The sequence below is a fragment of the Pseudomonas sp. PDM28 genome (genome assembly GCF_019219115.1).
GTDB lineage: Bacteria > Pseudomonadota > Gammaproteobacteria > Pseudomonadales > Pseudomonadaceae > Aquipseudomonas > Aquipseudomonas laurylsulfatiphila.
The window spans coordinates 35913-47884 of the sequence record NZ_JAHUWG010000008.1; the positions used below are offsets into that span (position 1 = coordinate 35913).

At 60.6% G+C, this 11972-nt stretch carries 10 protein-coding genes; all 10 read left to right on the top strand.

The genetic code is table 11. The features are described from left to right. The first annotated feature begins 348 nt into the window (after nucleotides 1–348). The 10 genes from aceA to nuoJ all read left to right on the top strand — a co-directional run bounded on the left by aceA (nucleotide 349) and on the right by nuoJ (nucleotide 11970). Nucleotides 349–1674 (top strand): isocitrate lyase, encoded by a 1326-nt coding sequence (gene aceA, locus KW841_RS18955; RefSeq protein WP_007970439.1) that lies wholly within the window; start codon nucleotides 349–351, stop codon nucleotides 1672–1674. Between the two features lie 562 nt (nucleotides 1675–2236). Then, complete coding sequence (locus KW841_RS18960) at nucleotides 2237–2650, top strand: NADH-quinone oxidoreductase subunit A (RefSeq protein ID WP_077045930.1); 414 nt, start codon at nucleotides 2237–2239, stop codon at nucleotides 2648–2650. 10 nt (nucleotides 2651–2660) lie between these two features. Next, entirely contained in the window at nucleotides 2661–3335 is a 675-nt protein-coding gene (locus KW841_RS18965) for an NADH-quinone oxidoreductase subunit B family protein (protein WP_007970441.1), read from the top strand. A 72-nt stretch (nucleotides 3336–3407) separates the two neighbouring features. After that, complete coding sequence (gene nuoC, locus KW841_RS18970) at nucleotides 3408–5192, top strand: NADH-quinone oxidoreductase subunit C/D (protein ID WP_116581354.1); 1785 nt, start codon at nucleotides 3408–3410, stop codon at nucleotides 5190–5192. Nucleotides 5193–5194: 2 nt separating this feature from the next. Then, nucleotides 5195–5692, top strand: coding sequence for an NADH-quinone oxidoreductase subunit NuoE (gene nuoE / locus KW841_RS18975; RefSeq protein ID WP_007970445.1), 498 nt, complete (start codon nucleotides 5195–5197; stop codon nucleotides 5690–5692). Next, nucleotides 5689–7044 carry an NADH-quinone oxidoreductase subunit NuoF gene (gene nuoF, locus KW841_RS18980; RefSeq protein WP_057714158.1) on the top strand — a complete coding sequence of 452 codons (1356 nt, stop codon included), beginning with the start codon at nucleotides 5689–5691 and terminating at the stop codon, nucleotides 7042–7044. Before nuoE ends, nuoF begins: the two co-directional genes overlap by 4 nt. A 136-nt stretch (nucleotides 7045–7180) precedes the next feature. Then, complete coding sequence (gene nuoG, locus KW841_RS18985; RefSeq protein ID WP_218479060.1) at nucleotides 7181–9895, top strand: NADH-quinone oxidoreductase subunit NuoG; 2715 nt, start codon at nucleotides 7181–7183, stop codon at nucleotides 9893–9895. After that, nucleotides 9892–10899 (top strand): NADH-quinone oxidoreductase subunit NuoH, encoded by a 1008-nt coding sequence (gene nuoH / locus KW841_RS18990; RefSeq protein ID WP_007970448.1) that lies wholly within the window; start codon nucleotides 9892–9894, stop codon nucleotides 10897–10899. The genes nuoG and nuoH overlap by 4 nt, the downstream gene beginning before the upstream one ends. 12 nt (nucleotides 10900–10911) lie before the next feature. Then, nucleotides 10912–11457, top strand: coding sequence for an NADH-quinone oxidoreductase subunit NuoI (gene nuoI / locus KW841_RS18995; protein WP_015094374.1), 546 nt, complete (start codon nucleotides 10912–10914; stop codon nucleotides 11455–11457). 9 nt (nucleotides 11458–11466) lie between these two features. Continuing rightward, the gene (gene nuoJ / locus KW841_RS19000; protein WP_015094373.1) at nucleotides 11467–11970 is read left to right on the top strand and encodes an NADH-quinone oxidoreductase subunit J; all 504 of its coding nucleotides are present in this window, start codon (nucleotides 11467–11469) and stop codon (nucleotides 11968–11970) included. Nucleotides 11971–11972 lie beyond the last annotated feature (2 nt).

Genomic DNA, 11972 nt, shown 5'->3' on the forward strand with positions numbered 1-11972 from the left:
CCCTGGCAAGGGCCTTCGAGGCGACGTTCGCACCTACCCCGCGAACCGCTTCGTGTCTGTACCGCCCACAAGGTGTGTTTGACGAGGTTGTCGACTGGAACGAAGTTGTCCCGAGGGACGGAAGCGTAATAGGTAACCCGGCACCACACTGATGTTCGTACCAAGGCCCACGACGCCCGAATGCGCCCGCAGTTCGCCTTTACCTGCTCACTTCCCCTCGAGCCCATCGTTCATCCCGTCGCCCTCCCCGCCGAATCCGACTTGACCGCTTAAGCTTCTGGTCAGCGAGCGCAGGAATTTTCCACCGCAGAACAACTTTTCATAAAGACGCGACGAGGTTTATCTCCCATGGCACTGACACGCGAACAGCAAATTGCAGCCCTCGAAAAAGACTGGGCTGAAAACCCGCGCTGGAAAGGCGTGACACGCACTTACTCCGCTGCTGACGTCGTCCGCCTGCGTGGCTCGGTTCAACCTGAGCACACCTTTGCAAAAATGGGCGCCGAGAAGCTGTGGAACCTGGTCACCCAGGGTGCCAAGCCAGCCTTCCGTCCTGAGAAAGATTTCGTCAACTGCATGGGCGCCCTGACCGGCGGCCAGGCCGTACAACAAGTCAAAGCCGGTATCCAGGCGATCTACCTGTCGGGCTGGCAGGTTGCTGCGGACAACAACTCCGCCGAATCGATGTACCCGGACCAGTCGCTGTACCCGGTGGACTCGGTTCCAACCGTGGTCAAGCGCATCAACAACTCGTTCCGTCGTGCCGACCAGATCCAGTGGAAAGCCGGCAAGAACCCGGGCGACGCTGGCTACATCGACTACTTCGCGCCGATCGTGGCTGACGCTGAAGCCGGTTTCGGTGGCGTACTGAACGCCTACGAGCTGATGAAGAGCATGATCGAAGCAGGCGCCGCCGGCGTTCACTTCGAAGACCAGCTGGCTTCCGTGAAGAAATGCGGCCACATGGGCGGCAAGGTGCTGGTTCCTACCCAGGAAGCCGTACAGAAGCTGACCGCTGCCCGTCTGGCAGCTGACGTAGCCGGTACGCCGACCATCATCCTGGCCCGTACCGACGCCAACGCCGCTGACCTGCTGACGTCCGACTGCGATCCGTACGACCAGCCATTCGTGACTGGCGAACGCACCCAGGAAGGCTTCTACAAAGTGCGCGCCGGCCTGGACCAGGCCATCGCTCGCGGCCTGGCCTACGCGCCGTACGCCGACCTGATCTGGTGCGAAACCGCCAAGCCGGACCTGGACGAGGCTCGTCGCTTCGCTGAAGCGATCAAGAAGGAATACCCGGACCAACTGCTGTCGTACAACTGCTCGCCTTCCTTCAACTGGAAGAAAAACCTGGACGACGCCACCATCGCCAAGTTCCAGCGCGAACTGTCCGCCATGGGCTACAAGCACCAGTTCATCACCCTGGCCGGCATTCACAACATGTGGCACAGCATGTTCAACCTGGCGCACGACTACGCCCGCAACGACATGACTGCCTACGTGAAGCTGCAGGAGCAGGAGTTCGCTGACGCTGCCAAGGGTTACACCTTCGTGGCTCACCAGCAGGAAGTGGGCACCGGCTACTTCGACGACATGACCACCGTGATCCAGGGTGGCTCGTCTTCGGTAACCGCACTGACCGGTTCGACTGAAGAAGAACAGTTCCACTGATCTGCTTCTTGAGTAAACAGCCGCTGCGCACTGAATAGAAAGCTAACCGCAGCGCTGCACATCTGACGCCCCGACCGCCTGGTTCGGGGCGTTTTTTTTTGCGTGAGATTTCACCAACACCACACTCCCTGCAGGAGCGAGCCTGCTCGCGAAAAACTCAAGGACGCCGCTGGGGAATCTGGTTCCCCGCGTTATCGTTCACGACCATCGCGAGCTCGCTCCTACAAGTAACGCGCATCTAAGGCAACTTCCTGAGCGCTAGATCATTAAACAGTTTAAAAACCAACTCAAACAATATTGATTATCATTTAGAAAAAATTATGTTCGTTACGTTCTCTACAAAACATAATTGACGAAATGCCGGCTAATGCCCGCAGACCAAGGGCCACAGGGCTTTTAGGCTTTGCTATGTCCTTATTCCTATAAATAATTTCGCTATAGGAATTTTACTTGCCGGGTGTTTAGCCATAAAATCAGCGGGATTGATTGCTGCGACATATCGTCACTGCTTTTGTTTCTTTTCAAGCTCAGAGACCTTTGCTCTCTGTTAAGGATTACCAGCATGCCCGAAGCGACAGGACTCATGGCCCACAACTGGGGCTTTGCCATTTTCCTTCTAGGCGTCATCGGCCTCTGCGCCTTTATGCTGGGCGTCTCCAGCCTCCTCGGGTCAAAAGCCTGGGGCCGCAGCAAAAACGAACCGTTCGAGTCCGGCATGCTACCTACAGGTGGCGCCCGCTTGCGGCTCTCAGCCAAATTCTATCTGGTCGCGATGCTCTTCGTGATCTTCGATATCGAAGCCCTCTTTCTCTTTGCATGGTCTGTGTCCGTCCGCGAAAGCGGCTGGACCGGATTCGTCGAAGCTCTCGTTTTCATAGCAATTCTGTTGGCAGGCCTTGTCTACCTATTCCGAGTGGGCGCCCTTGACTGGGCTCCGGAAGCTCGGCGCAAGCGGCAAGCGAAGCTGAAACAATGAGGCTTTGGCAATGCAATACAATCTCACCAGGATCGACCCCGATGCTCCTAACGAGCAGTATCCGATTGGCCAGCGGGAAACCGTTTCCGATCCGTTAGAAGATCAAGTCCACAAAAACATTTTCATGGGCAAGCTCGAAGACGTGCTCAACGGCACGATCAACTGGGGGCGCAAGAACTCCCTGTGGCCGTATAACTTCGGTCTTTCGTGCTGCTACGTGGAAATGACCACCGCCTTCACGGCGCCCCACGACATCGCGCGCTTTGGCGCCGAGGTTATCCGGGCATCGCCGCGCCAGGCGGATTTCATGGTTATCGCCGGTACCTGCTTCATCAAGATGGCGCCGATCATTCAGCGTCTCTACGAGCAAATGCTCGAGCCTAAATGGGTCATTTCCATGGGTTCGTGCGCCAACTCCGGTGGCATGTACGACATCTACTCCGTCGTTCAAGGGGTGGACAAGTTCCTGCCCGTGGACGTCTACGTGCCTGGCTGCCCGCCCCGCCCTGAAGCTTTCCTGCAAGGCCTGATGCTGTTGCAGGAGTCGATTGGCCAGGAGCGTCGCCCACTTTCCTGGGTCGTTGGCGATCAAGGCGTGTATCGCGCCGAGATGCCTTCCGAGAAGGAAAAGCGCCGCGAACAGCGTATTCAGGTAACCAACCTGCGCAGCCCCGACGAGGTCTGATCCAGTTCTGCTGTTTCAAAGAAACGAGAAGCTGGCTTCATTCTTTACGTTGACCGAAAGCGATAAATAACCATGACTACAGGCAGTGCTCTGTACATCCCGCCTTACAAGGCAGACGACCAGGATGTGGTCGTCGAACTGAACAACCGTTTTGGCCCGGAGGCGTTCACCGCCCAGCCTACCCGCACCGGCATGCCGGTGCTTTGGGTTGCCCGCGCCAAACTCGTGGAAGTCCTGACTTTCCTGCGTAACCTGCCCAAGCCGTACGTCATGCTCTATGACCTGCACGGCGTGGACGAGCGTCTGCGCACCAAGCGTCAAGGGCTGCCAAGCGGCGCCGACTTCTCCGTGTTCTACCACTTGATGTCGATCGAACGTAATAGTGACGTAATGATCAAGGTCGCCTTGTCCGAGAGCGACCTCAGCTTGCCGACTGTCACCAGCATCTGGCCGAACGCCAACTGGTACGAGCGTGAAGTCTGGGACATGTACGGCATCGACTTCAAAGGCCACCCGCACCTGTCGCGCATCATGATGCCGCCGACCTGGGAAGGTCACCCGCTGCGCAAGGACTTCCCGGCGCGCGCCACCGAGTTCGACCCGTTCACCCTGAACCTGGCCAAGCAGCAGCTCGAAGAAGAGTCTGCGCGTTTCAAGCCGGAAGACTGGGGCATGAAGCGCTCCGGCCCGAACGAGGACTACATGTTCCTCAACCTCGGCCCGAACCACCCTTCGGCGCACGGTGCATTCCGCATCATCCTGCAGCTGGACGGTGAAGAGATCGTCGATTGCGTACCGGACATCGGCTACCACCACCGTGGTGCCGAGAAGATGGCCGAGCGTCAGTCGTGGCACAGCTTCATCCCGTACACCGACCGTATCGATTACCTCGGCGGCGTGATGAACAACCTGCCGTACGTGCTCTCGGTCGAGAAGCTGGCCGGCATCAAGGTGCCCGAGAAGGTCGACGTCATCCGCATCATGATGGCCGAGTTCTTCCGGATCACCAGCCACCTGCTGTTCCTGGGTACCTACATCCAGGACGTCGGCGCCATGACCCCGGTGTTCTTCACGTTCACCGACCGCCAGCGCGCGTACACGGTGATCGAGGCCATTACCGGTTTCCGCCTGCACCCGGCCTGGTACCGCATCGGTGGCGTCGCCCACGACCTGCCGCGCGGCTGGGAAAAGCTGGTCAAGGACTTCGTCGAGTGGATGCCCAAGCGTCTGGACGAATACCAGAAAGCCGCCCTGGACAACAGCATCCTGCGTGGCCGGACCATCGGCGTTGCCGACTACAACACCAAAGAGGCCCTGGAATGGGGTGTCACCGGTGCCGGCCTGCGTTCGACCGGTTGCGATTTCGACCTGCGTAAAGCGCGCCCGTACTCGGGCTACGAGAACTTCGAATTCGAAGTGCCGCTGGCCGCCAACGGCGATGCCTACGACCGCTGCATCGTGCGCGTCGAGGAGATGCGCCAGAGCATCAGGATCATCGACCAGTGCCTGCGCAACATGCCGGAAGGCCCGTACAAGGCGGATCACCCGCTGACCACGCCGCCGCCGAAAGAGCGCACCCTGCAGCACATCGAAACCTTGATCACGCACTTCCTGCAAGTTTCGTGGGGCCCGGTCATGCCGGCCAACGAATCCTTCCAGATGATCGAAGCGACCAAGGGCATCAACAGTTATTACCTGACGAGCGATGGCGGCACCATGAGCTACCGCACCCGGATTCGTACCCCAAGCTTCCCGCACCTGCAGCAGATCCCTTCGGTGATCAAAGGCAGCATGGTCGCGGACTTGATCGCGTACCTGGGTAGTATCGATTTCGTTATGGCCGACGTGGACCGCTAAGCATGAACAGCACGCTTATCCAGACAGACCGTTTCGCCCTGAGCGAAACCGAGCGCTCGGCCATCGAGCACGAGTTGCATCACTACGAAGACCCGCGCGCGGCGTCGATCGAAGCCTTGAAGATCGTCCAGAAGGAACGTGGCTGGGTGCCGGACGGCGCCCTGTACGCCATCGGCGAGATCCTCGGCATCCCGGCCAGCGACGTTGAAGGCGTGGCGACGTTCTACAGCCAGATCTTCCGTCAGCCGGTCGGCCGTCACATCATTCGCGTCTGCGACAGCATGGTCTGCTACATCGGCGGCCACGAGTCCGTGGTCAGCGAAATCCAGAGCAAGCTCGGCATCGGCCTGGGTCAGACCACCGCCGACGGTCGTTTCACCCTGCTGCCGGTCTGCTGCCTCGGCAACTGCGACAAGGCGCCGGCGCTGATGATCGACGACGACACGTTCGGTGATGTGCAGCCAGCAGGCGTTGCCAAATTGCTCGAGGGCTACGTATGACCCTGACTTCCTTCGGTCCAGCCAACCGCATCAAGCGTTCGGCCGAGACTCACCCGCTCACCTGGCGTCTGCGCGATGACGGCGAAGCCGTATGGCTCGACGAGTACCAGGCCAAGAACGGTTACGCCGCTGCGCGCAAGGCCTTCGCCGACATGGCTCAGGACGACATCGTCCAGACCGTGAAAGATTCCGGCCTCAAGGGTCGCGGCGGTGCAGGCTTCCCCACTGGCGTGAAGTGGGGCCTGATGCCCAAGGACGAATCCATCAACATCCGCTACCTGCTGTGCAACGCGGATGAAATGGAGCCGAACACCTGGAAAGACCGCATGCTGATGGAGCAACTGCCCCATCTGCTGATCGAAGGCATGCTGATCAGCGCCCGCGCGCTGAAAACCTACCGTGGCTACATCTTCCTGCGCGGCGAGTACACCACCGCCGCCAAGCACCTGAACCGTGCCGTGGAAGAAGCCAAGGCAGCGGGCCTTTTGGGCAAGAACATCCTGGGCAGCGGTTTCGATTTCGAGCTGTTCGTCCACACCGGTGCCGGGCGTTACATCTGCGGTGAAGAAACCGCACTGATCAACTCCCTCGAAGGCCGCCGCGCCAACCCGCGCTCCAAGCCGCCCTTCCCTGCCGCCGTTGGTGTGTGGGGCAAGCCGACTTGCGTGAACAACGTCGAGACCCTGTGCAACGTGCCGGCGATCATTGCCGACGGCGTGGACTGGTACAAATCGTTGGCCCGTGAAGGTAGCGAAGACATGGGCACCAAGCTCATGGGCTTCTCCGGCAAGGTCAAGAACCCGGGCCTGTGGGAACTGCCGTTCGGCGTCACCGGTCGCGAGCTGTTCGAAGACTACGCCGGTGGCATGCGCGACGGTTACAAGCTCAAGGCCTGGCAGCCAGGCGGCGCCGGTACCGGCTTCCTGTTGCCGGAACACCTGGACGCACAAATGTATGCCGGCGGCATCGCCAAAGTGGGCACCCGCATGGGTACCGGCCTGGCCATGGCGGTGGACGACAGCGTCAACATGGTGTCCCTGCTGCGCAACATGGAGCAGTTCTTCGCCCGCGAATCCTGTGGCTTCTGCACCCCGTGCCGCGATGGCTTGCCATGGAGCGTCAAGCTCCTGATGGCCATCGAGAACGGTGAAGGCCAGCCAGGCGACATCGAGACCCTGCTGGGTCTGGTCGGTTTCCTCGGCCCGGGCAAGACCTTCTGTGCTCACGCACCGGGCGCCGTGGAGCCGTTGGGCAGCGCAATCAAATACTTCCGCCATGAGTTCGAAGCCGGTATCGCGCCTGTCAGCGCCGCCGTCCCGCCTCTGGCAAGGCCGATCGTAGTCGGCGCGTAACCGCTTAAAAAGGCGAAGGGTCCGTGCCCTTCGCTTTTCGTGTGATGACGCCGTAAGCGGCTGTGTTGATTCACACGGATAACAAGATTCCATTAGCCACGCCCGCTGACACCGGGCCAACGAAGAACTTTGAACCATGGCCACTATCCACGTAGACGGCAAAGCGCTCGAAGTCGATGGGGCAGACAACCTGTTACAGGCATGTCTGTCTCTGGGCCTCGATATTCCGTATTTCTGCTGGCACCCTGCCCTGGGCAGCGTTGGCGCTTGCCGCCAGTGCGCGGTCAAGCAGTACACCGACGAGAACGACACCCGTGGTCGTATCGTCATGTCCTGCATGACCCCTGCCACCGACAACACCTGGATCTCCATCGACGATGAAGAATCCAAGGCTTTCCGTGCCAGTGTTGTTGAATGGCTGATGACCAACCACCCTCACGACTGCCCGGTCTGTGAAGAAGGCGGTCACTGCCACCTGCAAGACATGACGGTAATGACCGGCCACAACGAGCGCCGTTACCGCTTCACCAAGCGTACCCACCAGAACCAGCAACTGGGCCCGTTCATTTCCCACGAAATGAACCGCTGCATCGCTTGCTACCGCTGCGTGCGCTTCTACAAGGACTACGCCGGCGGCACCGATCTGGGTGTGTTCGGCGCCCACGACAACGTGTATTTCGGTCGCGTTGAAGACGGCACCCTGGAAAGCGAGTTCTCCGGCAACCTCACCGAGGTCTGCCCGACCGGTGTGTTCACCGACAAGACTCACTCCGAGCGCTACAACCGCAAGTGGGACATGCAGTTCTCGCCGAGCATCTGCCATGGCTGCTCCAGCGGTTGCAACATCTCCCCGGGCGAGCGTTACGGTGAACTGCGCCGCATCGAAAACCGTTTCAACGGTTCGGTGAACCAGTACTTCCTGTGCGACCGTGGCCGTTTCGGCTATGGCTACGTCAACCGCGAAGACCGTCCACGTCAGCCGCTGCTGGCCAACGGCACCAAGCTGGGTCTCGACGAAGCGTTGGATAAAGCCGCCGACCTGCTGCGCGGACGCAACATCGTCGGCATCGGTTCGCCTCGCGCCAGCCTCGAAAGCAACTACGCGTTGCGCGAACTGGTCGGTGCCGAGCACTTCTACTCGGGTATCGAAGCGTCCGAACTGGAACGCATCCGCCTGGTCCTGCAAGTGCTCAAGGACAGCCCGCTGCCAGTGCCGAACATGCGCGACATCGAAGACCACGACGCCGTGTTCGTCCTCGGTGAAGACCTGACCCAGACGGCTGCGCGCATGGCCCTGTCCCTGCGTCAATCGGTCAAGGGCAAGGCCGAAGACATGGCCGACGCCATGCGCGTCCAGCCTTGGCTCGACGCCGCGGTGAAGAACATCGGCCAGCACGCGCTGAACCCGTTGTTCATCGCCAGCCTGGCTGAAACCAAACTCGACGACATCGCCGAAGAGTGCGTTCACGCCGCTCCCGACGACCTGGCCCGCATCGGTTTCGCCGTGGCCCACGCCCTCGACGCCAGCGCGCCTGCCGTTGAAGGCCTGGACGCTGAAGCCCTCGAACTGGCCAAGCGCATCGCCGACGCCCTGCTCGCGGCCAAGCGCCCACTGATCATCGCCGGTACTTCCCTGGGCTCCAAAGCCCTGATCGAAGCTGCCGCGAACATCGCCAAGGCCCTGAAGCTGCGCGAGAAGAACGGTTCCATCAGCCTGATCGTGCCGGAGGCCAACAGCCTCGGCCTGGCCATGCTCGGTGGCGAATCGGTCGACGCCGCGCTGCAAGCTGTGATCGACGGCAAGGCCGACGCCATTGTCGTGCTGGAAAACGATCTGTACACCCGTACCGACAAAGCCCGTGTCGATGCCGCCCTGACTGCCGCGAAAGTGGTGATCGTGGCCGACCATCAGAAGACTGCCACCAGCGATCGCGCGCACCTGGTGCTGCCAGCTGCCAGCTTCGCTGAAGGCGACGGTACCCTGGTCAGCCAGGAAGGTCGCGCCCAGCGCTTCTTCCAGGTCTTCGATCCGAAGTACATGGACGCCAGCATCCTGGTTCACGAAGGCTGGCGCTGGCTGCATGCCCTGCGCGCCACCCTGCTGAACCAGCCGATCGACTGGACCCAGCTGGACCACGTCACCGCCGCTGTCGCTTCCAGCACACCGGTCCTGAACCGCATTGTCGACGCCGCACCGTCCGCCGCGTTCCGCATCAAGGGCATGAAACTGGCCCGTGAACCGCTGCGCTACTCCGGTCGTACCGCCATGCGCGCCGACATCAGCGTGCACGAACCGCGTACCCCGCAGGACAAGGACACCGCGTTCGCCTTCTCCATGGAAGGTTACTCGGGTTCGGCCGAACCGCGTCAGCAAGTGCCATTCGCCTGGTCTCCGGGCTGGAACTCGCCGCAAGCCTGGAACAAGTTCCAGGACGAAGTCGGTGGTCACATCCGCGCTGGCGACCCGGGCACCCGCCTGATCGAAAGCACCGGTGACTCGCTGAACTGGTTCGCCAGCGTTCCGCGCGCGTTCAACCCGGCTTCAGGCACCTGGCAGGTCGTACCGTTCTTCCACCTGTTCGGCAGCGAAGAAAACTCTTCGAAAGCCGCTCCGGTCCAGGAACGCATTCCGGCGGCCTACGTTGCACTGGCCAAGTCCGAAGCCGACCGCCTGGGCGTCAACGACGGTGCCATGCTGAGCCTGAACGTGGCCGGCCAGACCCTGCGTCTGCCGCTGCGCATCAATGCAGAGCTGGGCGCAGGCCTGGTGGCATTGCCTGCGGGCATTGCCGGTATTCCGCCAGCAATCTTTGGCAAATCCGTTGACGGTCTGCAGGAGGCAGCTCAATGACCTGGTTCACTCCTGAAGTGATCGACGTGATCATCGCGGTCCTCAAGGCCGTGGTGATTCTGCTCGCCGTGGTGGTTTGCGGCGCCCTGCTGAGCTGGGTCGAGCGTCGTTTGCTCGCCCTCTGGCAGGACCGTTACGGTCCGAACCGCGTCGGCCCGTTCGGCGCGTTCCAGATCGCCGCCGACATGATCAAGATGTTCTTCAAGGAAGACTGGACGCCTCCATTCGCCGACAAGATGATCTTCACCCTGGCACCGGTCGTGGCCATGAGCGCCCTGCTGATTGCCTTCGCGATCATCCCGATCACCCCGACCTGGGGCGTGGCGGACATCAACATCGGCATCCTGTTCTTCTTCGCCATGGCTGGCCTCTCGGTCTACGCGGTGCTGTTCGCCGGCTGGTCGAGCAACAACAAGTTCGCCCTGCTGGGCAGCTTGCGTGCCTCGGCGCAAACCGTGTCGTACGAAGTGTTCATGGGCCTGTCGCTGATGGGCATCGTGATCCAGGTCGGCTCGTTCAACATGCGCGACATCGTTGAATATCAAGCGCAGAACCTGTGGTTCATCATTCCGCAGATCTTCGGGTTCCTGACCTTCTTCATCGCTGGCGTGGCCGTGACTCACCGTCACCCGTTCGACCAGCCGGAAGCGGAGCAGGAACTGGCCGACGGTTACCACATTGAATACGCCGGCATGAAATGGGGCATGTTCTTCGTCGGCGAGTACATCGGCATCGTGTTGATTTCGGCGCTGCTGGTGACCTTGTTCTTCGGTGGCTGGCACGGTCCGTTCGGTCTCCTGCCGCAGATCCCGTTCATCTGGTTCGCACTGAAAACCGCGTTCTTCATCATGATGTTCATCCTGCTGCGCGCGTCGATTCCGCGTCCACGGTATGACCAGGTGATGGATTTCAGCTGGAAGTTCTGCCTGCCGCTGACCCTCGTCAACATGCTGGTGACCGCTGCGATCGTGTTGCTCAACACGCCCGCCGTCGCGGCTCAGTGAGGATAGAGAATCATGAAGTACATATTTGACATCGTGCATGGCTTCTACACCCAGCTTCGCAGCCTGGTGATGATTTTCGGCCACGCCTTCCGCAAGCGCGACACGCTGCAGTACCCGGAAGAACCGGTCTACCTGCCGCCGCGCTACCGTGGACGCATCGTCCTGACCCGCGACCCCGATGGCGAAGAGCGTTGCGTAGCCTGCAACCTGTGCGCCGTGGCCTGCCCGGTCGGTTGCATCTCGCTGCAGAAAGCTGAAACCGAAGACGGTCGCTGGTACCCGGACTTCTTCCGCATCAACTTCTCGCGCTGCATTTTCTGTGGCCTCTGCGAGGAAGCCTGCCCGACCACCGCGATCCAGCTGACACCGGATTTCGAGATGGCCGAGTTCAAACGTCAGGACCTGGTCTACGAGAAAGAAGATCTGCTGATCTCCGGCCCCGGCAAAAACCCTGATTACAACTTCTATCGTGTTGCAGGTATGGCGATTGCCGGGAAGCCGAAAGGCTCCGCGCAGAACGAAGCCCAGCCGATCAACGTGAAGAGCTTGCTGCCTTAAGGAAGAAAGATGGAATTCGCTTTCTATTTCGCATCGGGTATCGCTGTGGTGTCCACGCTTCGCGTGATCACCCACACCAACCCTGTGCACGCCCTGCTCTACCTGATCATTTCGCTGATCGCCGTGGCCATGACGTTCTTCGCCCTCGGCGCACCGTTTGCCGGTGTCCTGGAAGTGATCGCCTACGCTGGCGCCATCATGGTGCTGTTCGTGTTCGTGGTGATGATGCTGAACCTGGGCCCGGCCTCGGTTCAGCAAGAGCGCGCCTGGCTCAAGCCTGGCATATGGGGCGGCCCGGTCCTCCTCGCCACGCTGCTGCTGGTGGAACTGCTGTACGTGCTGTTCTCCCACCAGACCGGTGAAGCCATCGGCCACACCACCGTAGACGCCAAGGCCGTGGGCATCAGCCTGTTCGGTCCTTACCTGCTGGTGGTTGAACTCGCCTCGATGCTGCTGCTCGCCGCAGCCGTCACGGCGTTCCACTTGGGCCGCAACGAAGCCAAGGAGCAATGACG